The organism is Desulfotomaculum sp. OF05-3, assembly GCF_003435535.1.
Classification (GTDB): Bacteria; Bacillota; Clostridia; order Lachnospirales; family Lachnospiraceae; genus Pilosibacter; species Pilosibacter fragilis.
The window spans coordinates 87188-105491 of the sequence record NZ_QWGO01000006.1 but is presented as its reverse complement, the minus strand read 5'-3'; the positions used below and the strand labels follow the sequence as shown (position 1 = coordinate 105491).

The 18304-nt window shown below is 48.0% G+C and carries 34 protein-coding genes; 31 read left to right on the top strand and 3 right to left on the bottom strand.

What is annotated here, in order from left to right; genetic code table 11:
• Positions 1-93: 93 nt before the first annotated feature.
• The 3 genes from DXA87_RS05290 to DXA87_RS17925 form a co-directional block, all read right to left on the bottom strand.
• Positions 94-453, bottom strand: coding sequence for an SWIM zinc finger family protein (locus DXA87_RS05290; RefSeq protein ID WP_117503480.1), 360 nt, complete (start codon positions 451-453; stop codon positions 94-96).
• Positions 454-707: 254 nt separating this feature from the next.
• On the bottom strand, positions 708-1160 hold the full coding sequence (locus DXA87_RS05285; protein ID WP_158553027.1) for a helix-turn-helix transcriptional regulator: 453 nt from the start codon (positions 1158-1160) through the stop codon (positions 708-710).
• Between the two features lie 211 nt (positions 1161-1371).
• Complete coding sequence (locus DXA87_RS17925) at positions 1372-1548, bottom strand: hypothetical protein (protein WP_158553026.1); 177 nt, start codon at positions 1546-1548, stop codon at positions 1372-1374.
• Between the two features lie 109 nt (positions 1549-1657).
• On the opposite strand from DXA87_RS17925, the gene DXA87_RS17920 reads away from it, so the two are divergent.
• From DXA87_RS17920 to DXA87_RS05150, 31 genes are all read left to right on the top strand, one after another.
• On the top strand, positions 1658-1822 hold the full coding sequence (locus DXA87_RS17920; RefSeq protein ID WP_158553025.1) for a hypothetical protein: 165 nt from the start codon (positions 1658-1660) through the stop codon (positions 1820-1822).
• 84 nt (positions 1823-1906) lie between these two features.
• Positions 1907-2779, top strand: coding sequence for a hypothetical protein (locus DXA87_RS05280; protein ID WP_117503478.1), 873 nt, complete (start codon positions 1907-1909; stop codon positions 2777-2779).
• 4 nt (positions 2780-2783) lie between these two features.
• Positions 2784-3023 (top strand): hypothetical protein, encoded by a 240-nt coding sequence (locus DXA87_RS05275; RefSeq protein WP_117503477.1) that lies wholly within the window; start codon positions 2784-2786, stop codon positions 3021-3023.
• Positions 3020-3991, top strand: a complete 972-nt coding sequence (locus DXA87_RS05270; protein WP_117503476.1) for a hypothetical protein — start codon at positions 3020-3022, stop codon at positions 3989-3991. The genes DXA87_RS05275 and DXA87_RS05270 overlap by 4 nt, the downstream gene beginning before the upstream one ends.
• A gap of 63 nt (positions 3992-4054) precedes the next feature.
• The gene (locus tag DXA87_RS05265; protein ID WP_117503475.1) at positions 4055-4567 is read left to right on the top strand and encodes a hypothetical protein; all 513 of its coding nucleotides are present in this window, start codon (positions 4055-4057) and stop codon (positions 4565-4567) included.
• Positions 4568-4579: 12 nt separating this feature from the next.
• The gene (locus DXA87_RS17915) at positions 4580-4753 is read left to right on the top strand and encodes a hypothetical protein (RefSeq protein WP_158553024.1); all 174 of its coding nucleotides are present in this window, start codon (positions 4580-4582) and stop codon (positions 4751-4753) included.
• A gap of 102 nt (positions 4754-4855) precedes the next feature.
• Positions 4856-5086, top strand: coding sequence for a hypothetical protein (locus DXA87_RS17795; RefSeq protein ID WP_117787541.1), 231 nt, complete (start codon positions 4856-4858; stop codon positions 5084-5086).
• A 104-nt stretch (positions 5087-5190) separates the two neighbouring features.
• Entirely contained in the window at positions 5191-5448 is a 258-nt protein-coding gene (locus DXA87_RS05260; RefSeq protein WP_117469500.1) for a hypothetical protein, read from the top strand.
• A 65-nt stretch (positions 5449-5513) separates the two neighbouring features.
• The gene (locus DXA87_RS05255) at positions 5514-6548 is read left to right on the top strand and encodes a hypothetical protein (RefSeq protein WP_114002382.1); all 1035 of its coding nucleotides are present in this window, start codon (positions 5514-5516) and stop codon (positions 6546-6548) included.
• Between the two features lie 13 nt (positions 6549-6561).
• Positions 6562-7635 (top strand): phage replisome organizer N-terminal domain-containing protein, encoded by a 1074-nt coding sequence (locus DXA87_RS05250; protein ID WP_117503474.1) that lies wholly within the window; start codon positions 6562-6564, stop codon positions 7633-7635.
• Positions 7520-8383 carry an ATP-binding protein gene (locus DXA87_RS05245; protein WP_114002380.1) on the top strand — a complete coding sequence of 288 codons (864 nt, stop codon included), beginning with the start codon at positions 7520-7522 and terminating at the stop codon, positions 8381-8383. The genes DXA87_RS05250 and DXA87_RS05245 overlap by 116 nt, the downstream gene beginning before the upstream one ends.
• Entirely contained in the window at positions 8380-8709 is a 330-nt protein-coding gene (locus DXA87_RS05240) for a hypothetical protein (RefSeq protein ID WP_114002379.1), read from the top strand. The genes DXA87_RS05245 and DXA87_RS05240 overlap by 4 nt, the downstream gene beginning before the upstream one ends.
• Positions 8702-9394 carry a DUF2786 domain-containing protein gene (locus tag DXA87_RS05235; protein WP_117503473.1) on the top strand — a complete coding sequence of 231 codons (693 nt, stop codon included), beginning with the start codon at positions 8702-8704 and terminating at the stop codon, positions 9392-9394. Before DXA87_RS05240 ends, DXA87_RS05235 begins: the two co-directional genes overlap by 8 nt.
• A 25-nt stretch (positions 9395-9419) precedes the next feature.
• The gene (locus DXA87_RS05230) at positions 9420-10037 is read left to right on the top strand and encodes a hypothetical protein (RefSeq protein ID WP_147238633.1); all 618 of its coding nucleotides are present in this window, start codon (positions 9420-9422) and stop codon (positions 10035-10037) included.
• The gene (locus tag DXA87_RS05225) at positions 10034-10465 is read left to right on the top strand and encodes a single-stranded DNA-binding protein (RefSeq protein WP_117469505.1); all 432 of its coding nucleotides are present in this window, start codon (positions 10034-10036) and stop codon (positions 10463-10465) included. The genes DXA87_RS05230 and DXA87_RS05225 overlap by 4 nt, the downstream gene beginning before the upstream one ends.
• A complete protein-coding gene (locus DXA87_RS05220) occupies positions 10465-10659 on the top strand; it encodes a hypothetical protein (protein ID WP_022118886.1) in 195 nt (64 codons plus the stop codon). Before DXA87_RS05225 ends, DXA87_RS05220 begins: the two co-directional genes overlap by 1 nt.
• Positions 10660-10675: 16 nt before the next feature.
• Positions 10676-10939, top strand: coding sequence for a hypothetical protein (locus DXA87_RS05215; RefSeq protein WP_114002375.1), 264 nt, complete (start codon positions 10676-10678; stop codon positions 10937-10939).
• Complete coding sequence (locus tag DXA87_RS05210; RefSeq protein WP_117503472.1) at positions 10914-11729, top strand: hypothetical protein; 816 nt, start codon at positions 10914-10916, stop codon at positions 11727-11729. Before DXA87_RS05215 ends, DXA87_RS05210 begins: the two co-directional genes overlap by 26 nt.
• Positions 11726-11902 carry a hypothetical protein gene (locus DXA87_RS17910; RefSeq protein WP_158553023.1) on the top strand — a complete coding sequence of 59 codons (177 nt, stop codon included), beginning with the start codon at positions 11726-11728 and terminating at the stop codon, positions 11900-11902. Before DXA87_RS05210 ends, DXA87_RS17910 begins: the two co-directional genes overlap by 4 nt.
• An 8-nt stretch (positions 11903-11910) precedes the next feature.
• The gene (locus tag DXA87_RS05205) at positions 11911-12099 is read left to right on the top strand and encodes a hypothetical protein (RefSeq protein WP_117469507.1); all 189 of its coding nucleotides are present in this window, start codon (positions 11911-11913) and stop codon (positions 12097-12099) included.
• A 138-nt stretch (positions 12100-12237) separates the two neighbouring features.
• The gene (locus tag DXA87_RS18355; RefSeq protein ID WP_117503471.1) at positions 12238-12456 is read left to right on the top strand and encodes a DNA N-6-adenine-methyltransferase; all 219 of its coding nucleotides are present in this window, start codon (positions 12238-12240) and stop codon (positions 12454-12456) included.
• Positions 12408-12671, top strand: a complete 264-nt coding sequence (locus DXA87_RS18350) for a DNA N-6-adenine-methyltransferase (RefSeq protein ID WP_117503470.1) — start codon at positions 12408-12410, stop codon at positions 12669-12671. Before DXA87_RS18355 ends, DXA87_RS18350 begins: the two co-directional genes overlap by 49 nt.
• Positions 12672-12674: 3 nt before the next feature.
• Positions 12675-12950, top strand: a complete 276-nt coding sequence (locus DXA87_RS05190) for a hypothetical protein (RefSeq protein WP_022118892.1) — start codon at positions 12675-12677, stop codon at positions 12948-12950.
• On the top strand, positions 12947-13501 hold the full coding sequence (locus tag DXA87_RS05185; protein ID WP_117503469.1) for a hypothetical protein: 555 nt from the start codon (positions 12947-12949) through the stop codon (positions 13499-13501). The genes DXA87_RS05190 and DXA87_RS05185 overlap by 4 nt, the downstream gene beginning before the upstream one ends.
• A 4-nt stretch (positions 13502-13505) precedes the next feature.
• Entirely contained in the window at positions 13506-13724 is a 219-nt protein-coding gene (locus DXA87_RS05180) for a hypothetical protein (protein WP_147326518.1), read from the top strand.
• A complete protein-coding gene (locus DXA87_RS05175; RefSeq protein ID WP_114002369.1) occupies positions 13693-13878 on the top strand; it encodes a hypothetical protein in 186 nt (61 codons plus the stop codon). The genes DXA87_RS05180 and DXA87_RS05175 overlap by 32 nt, the downstream gene beginning before the upstream one ends.
• Before the next feature lie 115 nt (positions 13879-13993).
• Positions 13994-14443 (top strand): hypothetical protein, encoded by a 450-nt coding sequence (locus DXA87_RS05170; protein ID WP_117503467.1) that lies wholly within the window; start codon positions 13994-13996, stop codon positions 14441-14443.
• A gap of 284 nt (positions 14444-14727) precedes the next feature.
• A complete protein-coding gene (locus DXA87_RS05165) occupies positions 14728-15288 on the top strand; it encodes a site-specific integrase (RefSeq protein WP_114002367.1) in 561 nt (186 codons plus the stop codon).
• Between the two features lie 358 nt (positions 15289-15646).
• Positions 15647-16207 carry a hypothetical protein gene (locus tag DXA87_RS05160; protein ID WP_117469514.1) on the top strand — a complete coding sequence of 187 codons (561 nt, stop codon included), beginning with the start codon at positions 15647-15649 and terminating at the stop codon, positions 16205-16207.
• Positions 16194-18047 (top strand): phage terminase large subunit family protein, encoded by a 1854-nt coding sequence (locus DXA87_RS05155; RefSeq protein WP_117469515.1) that lies wholly within the window; start codon positions 16194-16196, stop codon positions 18045-18047. Before DXA87_RS05160 ends, DXA87_RS05155 begins: the two co-directional genes overlap by 14 nt.
• Positions 18048-18060: 13 nt before the next feature.
• Positions 18061-18300 carry a DUF6148 family protein gene (locus DXA87_RS05150; protein ID WP_114002364.1) on the top strand — a complete coding sequence of 80 codons (240 nt, stop codon included), beginning with the start codon at positions 18061-18063 and terminating at the stop codon, positions 18298-18300.
• The last annotated feature ends 4 nt before the right edge of the window (positions 18301-18304 follow it).

Here is an 18304-nt window from a genome sequence, read left to right as displayed (position 1 = left end):
TTCCAATATCAGAAGACCTTTTTTCGGTTGCCTGGTATTAAAGCCGGTCAGTGATTGCAGTCGTTGACCGGCTGTTTTTATTTTATTATAAAACTACTGAATCAGCCCTTTAATTAAGGCCAGCTTGTAAATGTGCTTACAAGGTAAATGATCGGCATTGAACGTGCCACACTGGCACATTCCCAGGCCACACCAGACTTCTTCCTGGTCGTCCGGCGCCTTCATCCTGGCGAAACACTTCTTTTCACTTTCAAAGTGAACTGAAATGTCTTCTTCTTTTGCCTGGCGAAGTTTTTCTTTCTGGCCCGGTCGCTGGTGGACTTCATCGGCCCACCGGTGAAACGGCGCTTCGTCGCGTTCCTTTCTTTTTTGCCATTTTAAGTATATGTGGATCTTCCAGGCCCACACGGCCAGAAAGACGACCACAGCACCGACGGCGATCTTCACGATCATTCAATCACCCCTTCCATAATTTGCCGCTATACCTTCGATTCCGTTAAACTTATAATGACTTAGCCCGGCCTTTTCAGGAAAAGGGGTGGTGCTAATGAAGAAAATTAAATACATAGAGTACAAGAGTCGTCGCGTCTACGCGATATATTACGCAAGTTGTCAAGCAATGTATTATAATTTAAGGTTTAACGGAAGGACGAAGATATACTTGTTGATCTGGTAGCTTTTTAAGTAAAGGCCGGGTGGTTTTACACCTAGCCCGTTTCTTTGTTCCGTTCTGGTTCGACTGGCGGAAATTCCTTTTCCAAGTCTTCCGGTGTCTTCGGCACATCGCCGAACAAGTCTTCGTCCATTACTCCGGTTTCTACCACGTTATAAAAGAAATCCCGTACCGTCTGGCGCTGTTCAGTGTCTAATTTCAAATACTGATAAACCAGATTATAACTGAAATCATCAAGCCCGAATTCCTTTTTTAATTGTTCCATTGTATCGGTTGGACTTTTCACTTTCATTTCGCCGATTCCGGCTCTCAACCAGTCTTCATTTATAGAAAATTCAGAACAGATCAATTTTATCATAGGTTCTTTTATCTCAACACGACCACGTTCCAGATTGTTAATAACGTCGCCACTTACTCCTATTCTTTGGCCGAAGGCCGCGCGTGAAAGCCCTAATTCTTCACGCAAACAACGGATTCTTTCGTTCATCGTGACACCCCCTTTCGCTTTTATGAGCATATAATATCACTGTTTGTTTGGTTCGTCAACCAAAATATTTTTATATTTTTTGTAAAAATGGTTGACAAACCAAATTAAAGCCGTTATACTTGGCTTATCAACCAAAACAAAACGGTTGAGGAACTAAAAAGGCGCCGCCCGGTGACACGGACGACGCGCTGAATGAAGAAGGGCTTTCTGATTACTTGAACCCATAGAAATAAGTGCAACCGCACTTTTCACACGGTTTCAGATAACCGAAGCGGCTATCTTCTGAAACTGGTTTTACATTCTGAATGTGTTCGTTACAGTTGTTACAGATGTAATCGCCAGGCTTCACTTCAAGAAAGCCTTCTTCTTTCGGAATGACGTAAATCATTTCGAAGCCCCCTTTCCTATGAACTAGATCGGGGCCGGGTGGGCTGGCCCTGATAGGTTCATTATAAAGGGGAAGACTTCGAAAATCAATCAGAAAGGGGGCCGTATTTATGGCAAATACCACCACAGACAAAAACGTCACGATGGTTCGCAAGGAAGACAAGAACTTCATTCGTTCCATGATGTCACTTTCCCAGGACAAGAAAATTCTGATCCAGGGAATTCTGATCGGCCTGGAACTGCAAGAGAAACAGACCGCAACGGCGGCCAGATAAGGCCGCCAGCACTTCGACATATAGCCAGGAAGCCGACTGCAATCGGCGGCAGATGTTGGAAATAAGCGAAAGGGAAAATTGAATATGGATAACTTTAGAATCTATGACACAATGTTCCGGTTCAATAACGAAACCGAACGACCTTCGGGCGTATGGCGACGGAACCAGAAATTCGTCCACGACGCGTATTTTTGGAAAATCCTTAATATGCTGAAAGACGAAGGCTTCGACGTACACCACGACGAAAGTGTTTCGAAGATAATTCGAAGGAATTACATCGAAGGGATCAGAAGGGATTTGAAATTCAAGGCCCAACGGTTCCCGGCCGGCTTCGAAATTGTTTTCTATCAGGACGTTGTTCACGAAAACCCACACGGCGGTTTTTATGATTTTGATAAGCGACGGAAAATGCCGTACCTGATCGGGCTTCAATATGAAAAATATATGAACCTGATCGTCAAGAAAATAAAATCCCTTGTGGAAGTCGAAGACAAATCCAGCATAAAGACAAAGACCGCAGAAGAATGGGTAAAAGCGCGATACGTTGAATCGTGCCACTATCCACAAACTGACATGAATTTCGACCTTCACGCACTGGACGGGCAAGGCCACGAAGGCCAGTACGGCCTAGATCGCGACGGAAAAGAAATTCACAACGGCGACATTAAATACTTCCGTTACCGGTACGACGGCCGGGTATATCGCGGCCGGGTATATTACGATCTCAACATGAACTGGATTGTTATTTTGAACAAAAAGGACACACGCGTCATTTCTTGTTGGGAACTGTTCGACCTTACGCCGGAAGACAATCTTCACCGGATGAAGGATCCGACACGATCAGAAGGTTATAAAAAGTATATGTCCCACCTGGAAAAACTGGAAGCTGAAAAGACAAAAGATCTTGTGATTGAGTTAAAACGCCGCGGCTATGCGGTGAAGATAGAAAGGAAATAAGCACATGGCACAGGAAAAGGAAATCAAAAGTTTTGTTTTCAACTACACCGATGGCACAAGCGAAACCGTCGAAAAGGGTTTCTTTTGTAAGATCAAAGACGAACCAAACGGCGAAGCGACATTAAGTTTCGAAATGGTCGGCGTATCTGGAAAAGACCTGACACAAATTGTTCTGGGTTGCGTCGAGTTGGGCGCACGCCTGGGAATGTTCGACAAAAAGGAAAGCGAGGAAATAAGCGAATGAGTAACACAAAGGAAAGCGTTGTTTTGAAGTATGACGACATGGGGATTCCGTCCATCATGTTAAAGGTTGAGAACACGGCGAAGACGCCGGAAGAAGCCGACAGAATGTTCTTCGTGCGTGGTGTTGAGTATGACGCCGTATATCTTAGCCGCTTCGTGAATTGCGTCCAGAACGGCCGCGCGTATTCGTTGCCGCTGATGGATCCGAAGGTATCTATCAACATGGACGACGCGATCGCGGCTTGCAGAAAGAAGGGCGCTGGCTGGCACTTAATGACCGCCATCGAATGGAACTGGTTAAGAAAGCACACGAACCCGGATGTCCACGGAAACACCTGGAAAGGCCACTATCACAATGACGAAACCGAAGTCGGAATCAAAGTCCCGAACACCTGGCGGACACTGACCGGATCCGGCCCGGCTTCCTGGTTCCATAACGGGAACAAAGAAACGGGCGTCGCTGATGTGGTCGGCCTGGTTTGGAAAATGATCGCTGGTATGCGCTTGAAGAATGGCGTCTTCCAGTATATGCCAGACAACGACGCGGCACACGCGGAAGCCGATCTTTCCGAAGGAAGCCAGGAATTCAAGGAAGTTCACATTGACGATCTTCCGTTCCCGGATCCGGTAAAGATTGGGCCAGGCGAAGACAGCTTGACGATTACAACGACCGGCGAAGTGGAAGGCTGGGACGCGGTGAGACGTCGCGACGTGGTTGTGGATCTTCCGGCGGACAAGATCCCGGAGATCTTAAAAGACTTAGGAATCATCACCGAAGGAATGGACAAAGACGACGCCTGGTTCGCGGCTGACGCAAGCCTGGACGAAGCGGTGTGTTACGTCTCTGGCGGTTACGGCAGCGCTTCGGGCGCTGGCCCTTCCGCGTTGACCTTGTACAACCCACGTTCGAGCGTCGGGTCGGACCTCGGCTTCTTCTCCGCTTGTTTAGGGGAACCTGTTATCCGATAACTGAAATCTGTATTCCGCGCGATAGCGCGTTAATTGGCCCGTAAGGGCCGGAAAGGTGGAACCATGTATAAACCAACGATCAACACATCATACAAAGGTGTATGCAGATTATACGAAACGCGCGGCCGTTCTGATTACTGTTTACGCGCCGCCGAAGACATTCTTTTTATTCACGGCTTCGACATCACAAAAACGCCTGGATATGAAGATCTTACACCCGATCAGAAAGAACTGTTCGCCGCCCATTGCGTAAAGTACATGAACAGCGTCGGAATGAACACAAAGATTACAATGTACCCGAAAACGGTTCATTTCGTCCGCGAATATCAGTATTGTTCTTTCCCGGAATGGGACGAAGAAATTCAGAAAAATATTCGCTGGCAGATAGGGCGCGAATGGATCATCTTAAAAGCCAACGGCCGGACAAGGAAGTTCAAAAAGTACCTGGACGACGACAGAACCGAAGCTGACATCGACAAAACGGTCACGAAGGAATTTGAATATCTTCGCGTTGACTGGCGGCAGAACGGAACGAACGTCTGGTTCCACGTTACGGCCCCGGATGAATACTATTAAGGCGGTGAGAGTATGAAGAAAACAAACGAAGGCCAGAACGGCCAGGTTGAGAACTTGAAAAGCATTTTAGAGGGTTTCGGAATCAAAACGTCGAAGGAGCTTGACGCCGCACTTTCGGAAACCCTGGACACCCTGACAATCGGCATTATGACAGACCGCGCGATCGGGGCGAGAAATTCAGCATAAAGCAAAGGCGCAACGTCAAAGATTGGAACCCTGACACGTTGCGCCCGATGTTGGCCGCGTTTTGGACACAGCCTTTAATAATTATAGGGGAAACGTGAAGAAATGTCAATCGTTAGAAATACAAGGGAAGCCCCGTATTACATAGACGGAATCACAAAAGCAACGGATCCGTTCTGGAAAGTCTATTGTACTTGTGGTTTCACGTTCCTTTCGTGCATTTCAAACGGCAAGTGTCCGAAATGTGGGCGCGTGGAAGGTAAACGAATGTTAGGCGATAGAACTTTCGAAGAAGTCGTCGCGGAACGCGGACAGCCGCGGCCGCTGGAAGATTAAATCAAAACAAATCAGAGTTTATCAGAGTAAATCCGACTTTATCAGAGTTTATCAGAGTTTATCAGAGTTTATCAGAGTAAATCAGAGAAAAAGGCGGTGAAACTTTGAACAGACTAGGCTTTATCGTTTTGTCGATCCTTTCCCAGAATGGGGCGACGAACAAATTATCTTCGATGTCGGTTCAGGAGATTTCCGACACAGAAGAATTCGGTTATAAGCCGAACACAATCTTCAAAAAAATCAAGGAATTCGAAGACGCCGGATATATCGGCCGCGGCTTGAAAGAAGGCCGGGCGGACACGTTCTTCATCACGGACACCGGACGGGAATTCCTGGAAGGGGCGAAGCATGAAACGAAGTGACGCCAGAACAGAAACGACAACCGGACGGAAAACGTCCGATAATACCACGAAGGGAGAATCAGAACATGAAAAATAAAATTGCTTTTGTAGCGGTCGGCCAGGCCGGCGGCAACATTGGACAGCTTTTCGAAGATCGGGGCTTTAATGTCCTTTACATCAACACGTCCCAGGAAGACCTTGACACCCTGGAACACGCAAAATACAAATACCACATTCCGGGCGGCGAAGGTTGCAATAAGAACCGCCGGAAGGCGAAACAGCTTGTGATTGACGACTTCGACCGTATCGCGGCAGAGATCGAAACCAAAATCAAGGCGGATCTGACGTTCGTTATCTTCGCCAGCGGCGGCGGAACCGGTTCAGGAGCCGGCCCGATGTTGATTGACCTTTTAATCGACGAAGGCCGCGCCATCGGAGCGATCACGATTGTTCCGGGGCAGAATGAAAGCGTGAAGGCACATATCAATTCTTACGACTGTTTTTCGGAGTTGACAGAAATCGCCGGAACGGCCGCTTGCTTCATCCTGGACAACGACCGGGCGGAAAAATTGTCAATCAATACTTCCTTCGTGGACGACTTCTGTTCGTTCCTGGAAGTGCCGGAGAAACACAAGAGCGTGAAGGGCAATATTGACAAGGCCGAAATCATGGAGACACTGAGCGCCCACGGAATGGCCCTTGTGACGTCCAGAAAGGCCCAAAACAGCGCCGAAACGATTAAGGCTATACAAGATAACCCTTACGCCCCTATCGAGGGCGACAGAGCCGTTAAATACATCACAGCGTCATTGTCGGACGGTGTAACCATGCCGGAACTGGAAAAAGCGATCGGAACCCCGATCGACACCTTCCAGACCTTCAATGACGAAGGAATCACAATTTGTTGTATTTCGGGGCTGACTTATCCACAATCACGTCTGGATATTGTGTATAAAAAAGTGGATGAAAACAAAGAGGTGATCGAAAAGAACCTGACAGCAACCAGAGAAACCCGGATGAAGAAATCAATTAACTTCCTGGACGATCTGGAACCGCCGAAGAAGGCGGCGGAAGCCCCGAAACCGAAATCAAAACGGGACATTATGAGCAAGTATTTATAAAGGCGGTGTTTTTATGGCGGAAATTAACTGGATCAAACTTCGTGTAGATATGTTTGACGACGATAAAATCAAAATCATTCAATCTATGCCGGAAGGCGACGCGATCCTGGTCGTGTGGATCCGTATTCTTGCGCTTGCTGGTAAATGCAACGCGAAGGGCCTTGTCTTGATTGAAGACGAATTCCCATATTCTGACGAAATGCTGGCGACTATTTTTAATAAGCCGCTGGCAACCGTCCGCCTGGCCCTTACGACCTTCGAGAAGTTCCACATGATCGAGAGAACCGAAAAAGGGATCTACATAACCAACTTCGAAGCGAATCAGAACAGCGAAGGTATGGAGAGAATCAGAGAACAAAACCGGATCAGACAGCAGAGACAGCGCGAAAAGAAACGCGCCCTTCTGGGAATGTCACAGCCGGAAGAAAAGTCAGAACCCCAGGAAAAACCGGCGGTTTTGCCAAAAGAAGAAACTGAAATCGTGACCGACGGCGTGACGCGTCACGTTACATCACGCGTGACAAACCGTGAAATCACGGAACAGAATAAGAATAAGAATATAGATATATATAATATATCTTCTAACGAAGATATAGTCGAAACTTCGGAAAAAAAATCCGAAGTTCCTGACCGCGAACCGGAAAAACAGAAGAAAACGGATCGGTTATCTTATGACCTGATCGTGGAAGACTTTCGAAATACCTGTCCAGCCCTTCCGGGAATCCGCGGATTGAATGATACCAGGAAGGCGAAGATCCGTTCCCTGGTGAAAGAACTGGATAAACTGAAAATCTTTCCGGGGCTGGAACCCGAAAAAAAATTACACATCATTTTCCAGGCGGCACAGAACAGCGACTTTCTTTCCGGCAGAAATGGGAAATGGAACGGTTGTTCCTTCGACTGGCTGATAAATAAAACAAACGCCTTGAAGACGCTTGAAGGCACATATCAAAACAAAGGGGGATCCGCAAATGGAAGAATCAATCCAGGAGACAATGAACAAAATGTTTCCCGACCTGATGGCACGACGAGCGCGGCGCTTGAACGGTTCCGAAGAAACGCCGGACGATCAGACACCGAAATATAATTGCCCGATTTGCCATGATAGCGGCTGGGAAATGGTGACAGGCCCGGACGGGTACGAATTTTGTCGCCGGTGCAAATGCGGAATCTTCGAACGCCAGGCAATCGAAAGAAAGCTGTCCTTCGCCACTATCCCGAAGGAATTTGAAGGCCACACGGTCGAGAATTTCAAAACCGACTGTTATAGCACGAAGGAGAATCGCGAACTGGCCCAGATGGCGAAGGTTATCGCTTCCCGGTACGTGGAACAGTTCGACGAGATCCGGGAAACCGGCAAAGGCTTATATTTTTATTCGCAGACAAAGGGATCCGGTAAAACCAGGCTGGCCGTGTCCATTGCAAACGACCTGATCCAGAAAAAGATCATCGCGGCAAAGTTCGCGACCACAATTCAAATTCTGGATCAGATAAAAGCAACCTGGGGCGGCGAATGGAAGAACGAAGAAACCGAACAGAAATTGATCCAGGAAATCGTTTCGGTTCCCGTCCTGGTGATCGACGACATCGGCGTCGAAGCCGTGAAACCATGGATCAATGAGCGTTTTTATAATATCTTAAACGGCCGCATGATCGAAAAACGCGTGACAATTTTTACAAGTAATTGCCGCATGGAAGAATTGAATTTCGACGACAGAATCATAAACCGAATTATCAAAATGGCGTTGCCGGTGCAGTTCCCGGACGAATCAATCAGAACCGCAATCGCCAGGAAGGAGAACGACGACCTTCTGGATCGTCTTCTGGGGGCGTGATTATAGCGGTTGACTTCGACGGCGTGTTATCCAGTGCCGGAAAGTGGCCGGAAGTCGGGGAACCGAACGAAGCCCTGATGAACTGGCTTTCAGATCTTCGGACTGGCGGCCACAAGGTTATTTTGTGGACGTGCCGCGTCGGGGAAGCGCTGGAAAGCGCGGTCGCCCAGTGCCGGGAACACGGGCTTGAATTCGACGCCGTGAACGATAATATACCAGAAATCGTTGAAATGTACGGCGTGAACAGCCGGAAAATAACGGCTGATTACTACATCGACGACAAAGCGGTCGTCGTTAAATTCGAGAAAGGGAAAGAACATGAATGAAGCAGATAACAAGATCATTGACAAGATCGAAAAGCTGATCGCCTTATCCAGTTCAGACAATGAGAACGAAGCGAAGGCCGCCATGTTAAAAGCACAAGAGTTAATGGCAAAATATGAAATCGAAATGAGCCAGATCAACCCGGACAAGGCGAAGGAACGTCCGGTCGTGTCCTACACGTCACCGTCGTTCCGCGACGACTGGGTGGTTGATCTTGGGAGCCTGATTGCCGGAAATTTCAGGTGTCGGGCGGTTATTTCGTCAAGACGCGGATCCGGCGGAGCGTTCCGGCTTAAATTTTATGGGTTCGACGAAGACGCGCAGATCAGCATTAACATTTTCAATTACGCCGTGAAAGTGATCCGCCGGAGAATGGCGACGCTTCGGGCGATTTATGCAGAAGCCGGCCGGGAGTTTGGCCGGAATGAAAAAATGAACTACGTCGAAGGCTTTAACGCCGGACTTCACCAGAATTTCGAAGACCAGAAGAAACAAAGCGAAACCTTCGCCCTGGCTTGCCTGGTTCCGGCAGAAGTAAACGCGTTCGTTGATGAAATCCCAGGAATGGAAGAATACCAGAACCGGGAATTTGAAAGAAGCCGCGAACACGATCTTCTTCGCCAGTATGGCTATATCGACGGGAAGAATTTTCAGAACGCCGGGGACAAGGAACGCCTGGCAGAATAGAAACGGGAAGGTGGTTGAATGAATTTTGTGGAATGTAAAGAAAAGTATTTTATCATTGTGGAAGGCGAGGAAAGAGCGATTATCCGGGGAACAGAAAAAGACGCCGAAAGAAAGCGAAAAAAACTTGCAAAGTACAGCAAGGGAAAGAAAATTTTTATCTTCAAAGCCGTTGAAAGAAACTAACCCGGAAGCGGAGATCTACGAAGCTATTAACCGGATTGAATTTCAGTTCGGCAAGGAAACCCACACGGTCGGCGAAGCGAACCTGTTATTCGCCTACGAAGTCGGCCTTGACCTGTTCACGGTTTACGTGATAGCCCTTTCGGAGCATTACGGCGCGATCGTCTTCTATTTGCCGGAAGACCTGACAAGGGAAATCGCGCGGCACTTGCCGCCGGATGAAACATTCCAACGCTACATAGCGAATCTGATCGAACGCCAGGCTGGCCTTCGAAACATTAACACAGTTTTGAAGGGCTTCGGCATGGGTTGCGAAGCGGCCGCGGAAGCATTGCTTGAATTATCCGCCGCGGTCGGAAAGGTCATGGACAAACCGATCGACTATCGGGAAATGCCGAATAATTGGCTGAAAATGCACCACAAACCAATGAGACGAAAAGGAAAGGGGAGAAAGAACAAATGAACAAATGGCTGGGATCTGGCAGACTTACGGACAATCCGGTTCTGAAATATGACAGCGATCGCGCCGTATTTGCCACATTTACGATTATGTGTGTCCGGGACGGTAAAATCCCGGACGGCGGCCAGGCGGTCGATTTTATCGACTGCAAGTGTACCGGACATAACGCGGAATTCGCGAAAAACTTTTTAAGAAAAGACAAGAAGGTCGAGATTGTCGGCCGTTTGGAATCCGGGCATTATACGGAGCCTGGCGGAAGAAAAATCTATACAAAGACCGTCCGCGTCTATGAAATTAACTTCGCCGAAACGAAGGCAGAGGAAGAAACACGAAGACAGACCAGGGAAAACGAACAGGTTCCACCGCCGGCGCCGGAAAATAGTTCGTTTATGGACATCCCGGAAGGGGACGGGGAATTCCCGTTCCGTTAATGGACGACCTGAAATACAACGGTTCCGGTTATCGTGACGTTACGGCGGAACGCGCGATCCGAAAAACAGATAAACAGCCGCAGGAAGTGACCGATCTTGTGGAGATATTCAAGAAAATTGCAGATTTACAAGGCTATGAGATCCACGGCCGGATCGGCTTCAAGAATAAGCACACCGGCATAATTTACAAATAGCCAGGAAGGAAAAAGGATGATGGTAAAAACAACTTGTGTTTGCGACCGGTGCGGAAAGACATTCGACGAAGTGAATTCAAAGACAGTCAAAATCGTTTCGGCCAGAGCAGAGAGAAAGAAGGAAAGCCAGGAGCCAAAGAAAGCTGGCCTGTTTTGTGGCCTTTTCGACTTTTTGAACAGATACACGGTAAAAGATTTTTGCCCGGAGTGTATCGAAGAAATTAAGGGATTTATCCAGAAAGGAGCGTTTGAGAGTGAAAACAGTCCTGATAAGCATTAAGGAAAAGTGGTGGAAGAAAATTCTTTCCAACGAAAAAGAACTGGAAATTCGCAAGAACAGACCGAAGGGGATTGAATATCCCTTCCGGGTGGTCTGCTATGTGACCGGCCGCGGAATCATGGGCGCGTTTACTTGTGACTATATCAAGAAAACCAACGATTACAAGGAACTTTCGGAATGTTCCGGCCTGGAACCTGGCGAATTATTCGAATACGCAAACGGGGCCAACGGAAAAACCGATACTTGTCTTTATGGCTGGCACGTCCAGGAAGGAACACCGGTTGAATTCGACCAGGCGTTCAAGATTGACACGGCCGGAATTACCAGACCGCCGCAAAGCTGGTGTTATATTCAGGAATACACGGCGAACCTGGTCGCGTATAGCTTCGATGGCGAGACTTACGGAGCCACCTATAACAACACGAAAGAAGCCTTGAAGGACGCGATCGCGGAATTTGAGGAATTCAAGAAATGTCCACCGAAAAGAGGAATTCCGAATAAGATCTTCGTCGGCCAGTGTGAATTTTATCGTCCGTCGCTTTCAAATTCTGGTTACGACGTGATCGAAGCGGTTCAGTGCCAGGCCCAGGACGAGGGCGGCGAGTGGGCCGACGATTACCTGGACGACGCCACAAGGGAACAGATCGAAGAACTGGAAAGCGGCCTTGAAGCTGTCTTCCAGGAGTGGATCCAGAAATATAATTTTTACCCGAATTTTTACACGATCCCGGCCGCGGATGTTTACACTTACGACGGCGAACAGCTTATCCAGGAAGGGGACGCGAAATGAAAGCCCTGGTTATAATGGCCGCCGCCGTGGTATTCCTGGCGTTTATCTTCGCACTGGCCGCGGCCGCGTCGTGCAAAAGCGACGATGAAAAGAAGGACGAAGATCGGGAACAAGAAGAATGGATCTTGAAGACCAGAAAGGAAAAGAAATGGAAAATCAACAGGAAAGAATAAATAAATTTATGTCCCTTATGACCGAAGCCAGCCAGGCGACCGGGATCACCTACGCGGTGGAACAGGGACAGGCACTTGTTGTTTTTGACCTGGTAAAGAATGAACCGGTTGAACTGGAAATCGTCGTCGGAACCGAAGCAGTCCGCGAGAACGGCCAGACGTCGTTTACAACCTTCGACCGGTCGAATGTCGAGTAACGGCCGGAAGCCAGGAGAAAAAGACACAGAAACGAAGCTTTCGGGGATCCTGGATGATTACGAATGTGACGGCCAGATGTCAATTTACGACTTCCCCGAATGGCTTCCCGATAGCATGAACACGAAAGGAAAGAATGAATGAACACAAATGTTATGTTTTCCAGCAAAACGGACGCATGGGCTACACCGAAGGCGTTCTTTGCTGAACTTGACAAGGAATTTCATTTCGACCTGGATCCGTGTGCTGATGAATTTAACCATAAGTGCGAAAAATATTATACCATCGCCGACAATGGCCTTTTGAAAGAATGGGGGGGCATAGGGTATTTTGCAATCCCCCGTATGGCCGGGAAATAGGAAAATGGGTGGAAAAAGCCTTTCGCACGAATGAGGATCACGGAAACCTTGTCGTTATGTTATTACCAGCGCGAACCGATACAAAATGGTTCCACGATTACATATACCACAAAGCGGAAATTCGCTTCATACGTGGTCGCCTGAAATTCGGCGATAGTAAAAACAGCGCCCCTTTTCCGTCAATGGTCGTCGTTTACGGCCAGAAAGGAAACTAGAGCATGGGAAAGAAAAATAAACGCCCGGAATATGTCATAATTTGCCGGGAATTCAATCGGGCCGCGGCCAGAATTGATATAACAGTCATAGACAAAGGCGTCACCGATCACCTGATGGACAGCCTTATAAAACTTCATTTACGCGATCCGCACAAGCGTTATTTTCTGACCTTGAAAAAGGATTTTCAGATTTACGGCGCGGTTTGGAAGAAGCAGATCGAAACGATGGACATTAAGAACAATAAAAGGATTGTTGAACTGGGGGTTGACCTGGAATGAGCCGCCAGAGATCCCGGAGTGTAAAATATTATTGCTGTCCGGTTTGTGGAAAGAATTCGACAGACCGGATCGCAATCGAAAAGCATTACCGGGAAAGACACCCGGTAAAAATCGACGAAGTGATTTACTGTAATATTTGCGGCGCCGGCTGGCACGTCAACGCATACGGCGACCGCGGAGCCAGGGAACGGGCGGCCGCCTGTTATCAAAGCCATATTGACAACGGGGACATGGACGAAACGGCCGGAAGGGCCTTTTTCCTGTCTGGCGGTTCGTTTGGCTATGTGAATGTAAAGAAGGGGGGGGCTTACAAGATGGCAAGAAGGAAAAAGAACCAGGAAAACACGAATGAAACCGAAGATTTCAAGCCGACACCGCTAAATGATAACGATCCAGAACTTGAAACGGCTTATTTGAATTCTTATCCGGTGGAAACGAAGGATATTCCAAAAGACGCGAAGCTGATCGGAGTTATCGAAGCCCTGGCCTTCCCGGTGGAGATCTACCAGGACGCCGACGGGAATTATATTTCATGTGTACAAGAAAGGTGAGAAAATGAGCAAAGAAGAAGCGGTTCAATTACTGACCGCGGCCGGATATAAAGCGAAAGTCGAAAATTCGGTCGTGATTGCCAGGGTTGAGAATTTCACAAAGAAAGAATTTGAAAAAGTCCGAAAAATCCTGAAAGACGCCGGTTATAATAGCAGTTTTGGGATCAAGGAATGGAAAGGGGAAGAAAAGAATGTCCAGGACGAAGAATCAGCCGGAACTTAAAGTCGGCGACACGATAAAATGTCGGGACGCGGACGACGCGATCAGGACGTCCGAAGAACTTCTGAAAGCCGGGATCTACACTGATTTTCTTTACTACAAGGACGGAAAACGGGGCTTGTGGCTGGAAGTGGTGAAAGATTATGAAAACGGTTGATTTGACAAAAAGTTTGTTGTAAAATAAAAGGACGGAACGCCGTTTCCGACTTCTCCGCCCACAAAACCTTTAATAATCATAGCACGAAGCGGCCGTGATTGCAAGGGGAAGTCTAATGGCGAAACCGTCTAATAACAACGAAAGGAACCTTTTTAGAGACATTGACCTTCAAATTATGTTGTGTAATGAGCGAATCAAAAATCACAGAAGGTCGATTGACAAGATCAAAAAAATGTGTGGGTGGAATGGCCCTTCTGGCGTTGGTGGAATTGACTATTCGAAAGAGTCTTCGCCTAGCACTCACATTTCTTTTCTGGAAGGGCTGGAACTGATCCAGCGCGACGAAGCGAACATCCGAACACTGACAGAGGAACGGAAGGAACTTCGCCGGAGCAAAAAGCGCGTGCAAAAGATTTATTCGAGTCTGACCGGATACGAAGAAAAAATCTATTACAACCGCGTGATTTTGAAAGAAACACAGCAAAGAACCGCCGAAAAAATCGGTCTGTCCGTCCGCCAGGAACAGCGGATCGAAGGGGACATGAAAGACCGTGGCTTGATCTGAAAATGAAAATTTTTTGAAACGAAAATTTTTCAAAAATTTGAACCGGTTTTTGAAAGACCGAAAGTTCGAAAAACCCAGTAAATACACGGGGAAGTGTAAAAATACAATGTCGTATTTCATGTCGTGTTTTATGTCGTAAAAATGTCGTAAAAGATGTCGTGGAAATGTCGTGTTCCCGTGTGCTATAATGTGTATGTTGATAAGTGGATCAATAAGACCTTCGAAAAGGCGTCGCAGAAATGCGGCGCTTTTTTCATGCCTGAAAAAGAAAGGGGGCGTAAACGATGAACACGGTCGAACCGATCCGAGACATGGATCTTGTTATGGATCTGGCCGACTATCTGAAATCGAACAACGAAAGAGATTACGTCCTTTTTATGTTCGGAATTTATACGGGCCTTCGAATTTCTGACATCCTAAAATTTCGCGTGCGCGATGTAAAGGGGAAAGACGCGGTTTATATTCGAGAGAAGAAAACCGGGAAGGAAAAGCGTTTCCCGATAAACTCAGAGTTACGGCCAGTTATCGACGAATATATTTCCGGGAAGCGTGACTTTGAATATCTGTTCCGTTCTCCGAACTATCAGAACAAAGCAATCACACGCCAGCAAGCCTATAACATATTATCGGCGGCCGGCCGGAAGTTTGGCCTGGACAGCATAGGAACGCACACCTTACGGAAGACGTTCGGCTATCATATGTACCAGCAGACACACGACGCCGTGACACTGAAAGAGATCTTCAATCATGCAGACATAAGCGTCACACTTCGGTACATCGGGATCAACCAGGACAACAAAGACAAACTGATTAAGGGCCTGACCTTCAAGCATGGCCGCAAATAAAAGAACACCCAGACACGCCTTGAAGACGCGCGAAGAATGGGAAGCTCTTTTTCTTTTTGCCCTGTACTTGACACAACGGGCGCGTGACAAGTGACGGTGTAGCCTTTTGTTCGCACTATAATGAAAGCGGACGTCCGCCGACCATTTGACACAATAGTAAGATATGACAAGAGAGGGGAGCGACCGACGGAGCGACCGGCCATGACAATTTTTCGAGAAAAAATCCCGAAAAATTTTTAGGTTCTTCCGCCGGCCAAAATTTTGTTGCGGGTCTACGAGGCCCAAAATCTTCCCAGATACAGAAAGAAAATAACGAAAGTTGCCGTTTCCGTTTCGGACGGCAGAAAGGGGGCCAGGTATGGCAAAACAGGAAACAGAATCAGCGAAAGTCACGGATATAGACAGCCTGACCGTATCAGCGGCCGTCCTGGGGAATATTTTCGGAGTCACCGACCGAAGGATCCGCCAGATGGCAGAAGAAGGAATCATCGTCCGGGCGGCGAAGGGCCGTTATAACCTGGTCGATTCCTTGAAGAACTATATTCTTTCGCTGAAACTGGCCGTTGATAGCAACGACAGCGACAATCCAGACGGTGAACTGAACTTCGAAGAAGAAAAAGCCCTTCACGAAAGAGTCAAACGCCATATTTCAGAAATGAAATTGCAGACCATGAAGGGAGAGCTTCACAAGGCGGACGACGTTCGCCATGTTATGACCGATATGTTATCGTCCTTCAAAACAAGAATGATGAACATTCCGGCCAAAGTCGCCCCAGTCCTGGAAGACCGCGACGCCGGTTACATCAAGGAACGTCTGACGTCGGAAGTCACGGAAGCGCTGAACGAATTAAAAGACTACAATCCGGCTGATTTTTATAGTGACGAATACGTGGAAGGTGAAGACGATGAACAAATCTGACCTTCAAATCGACTTTAAAACGGTGAAATTGTTCCGCGAGATCGCCCAGATTGTGGCGCCGCCCCCGATCCTGACAGTTAGCCAGTGGGCCGACCGGTACAGAAAACTTTCGGCAGAGTCCGCCGCGGAACCCGGACAGTGGAACACAGACCGCGCCCCATATCAGCGCGAAATTCTGGACGCGGTAAACGATCCGGCGTGTGAAGAAGTGGTTATCATGTCTTCGGCCCAGGTCGGAAAAACAGAATTGATTTTGAACACGATCGGTTATTATGTTGACTACGATCCGGCGCCGATCCTGGTTGTTCAGCCTACCCTTGACATGGCGCAAGCCTTTTCGAAGGACAGACTGGCTCCGATGATCCGCGACACGCCGGCATTAACGGACAAAGTGAAGGATTCAAAATCCAGGGATTCCGGGAACACAATTCTTCACAAGAAATTTCCGGGCGGTCATATCACAATGGCCGGCGCGAATTCCCCGGCGTCCCTGGCGTCCCGTCCGATCCGAATTGTCCTGATGGACGAGACGGACAGATACCCGGCCAGCGCCGGCGGTGAAGGAAATCCGATCAAATTAGCGGAAAAACGAACAAATACCTTCTGGAATCGAAAGAAAATCAAGGTTTCGACACCTACAATCAAGGGCGAAAGCCAGATTGAAAAGGAATTTCTTTCCGGTTCACAGGAAGAATGGTGCGTTCCTTGCCCGTGTTGCGGTCGGTTCCAACCTTACGAATGGGGGCGGATCCATTTTTCCGACGCAACAATGGAATGTTCATTTTGTGGTGAACACATTTCCGAAATGGACTGGAAACAGCAGACCGGAAAATATATCGCAAAATTCCCGGATCGTCGCCGGAAAAGGTCGTTTCACTTAAACGAATTAGCGTCGCCCTGGAAACACTGGGAAGAAATTATTCGGGACTTCCAGGAAGCAAACAAAGAATTGAAGGAAAACGGCGACATAAACAAAATGAAGACCTTTATCAATACCAGCCTGGGCGAAACCTGGGAAGAACGCGGCAAGAGCGCCGACGACGATTCCCTTCTTTCACGCCGGGAACGCTACGAAGCAGAAATCCCGGACGGCGTTCTTCTTCTGACAGCCGGCGTCGATGTCCAGGACGACCGTTTCGAAGTGGAGATCACCGGATGGGGCCGCGGCTATGAGTCATGGGGGATCCGGTATGAAAAGATCTTCGGCGACCTGGAAAAAGACGAAACCTGGGATCGCCTGGAAGAATACCTTGACCGGGAATTGTACTTCGCAAGCGGAACGTCCCTTCTTCTGGCGTGTACTTGCATTGATACCGGCGGCCATTTCACAACACAGTGTTATAAATGGCTGAAAAAAATGGAACGCAAGGGCAAGCGCATTTATGGAATTAAAGGAATGGGCGGCCCTGGAATACCGCTGATCCACAAGGTATCGACAAACAACCAGTACAAAGTGAAGGTCTTTATCCTGGGCGTTGACAGTGGAAAAGAAATCCTTATGACGAGATTAAACACGGTTGACGAAGGGCCGGGCTATTGCCATTTTCCGATTAACGCTGATCGCGGCTATAACGAAACCTATATCAAGGGAATTAACAGCGAACAGCGCGTCGTTCACATTAAGGACGGCCGCCCGGTCATTAAGTGGGTGAAGAAATCGGGAACCAGAAACGAACCGCTGGATCTTCGCAACTATTCCACCGCGGCCGCGGAAATCCTTCGTCCGAACTGGGACGTTCTGGAAGGAAAAATCAAGGCCGGTATAAACTACATGAAAAAACAGCCGAAAAAGAAGGCTACCAAAAAAACAGGCGTCGCAAGCCGCGGCGTCCAGTTATAAGGGGGTTGATAAGATGGCGTTAAGTAGAGTGAAACAGGAACGCCTGGAAAGACTGAAAAAGCGCTTAAATCTGTACTATGAAGCAGAAGAAGCCGTTTTATTAAACCAGGAATACGTGATCGGAACAAAAAGCCTGAAACGTGCGGACTTATCCACGATCCGGGCAACGATCAAAGACATAGAAAAACAGGTTGAACAGTTGGAAGCCGGCGGAAGGAATTTCGCCGGTCGTTTTATTCCACGGGATATTTGAGAAA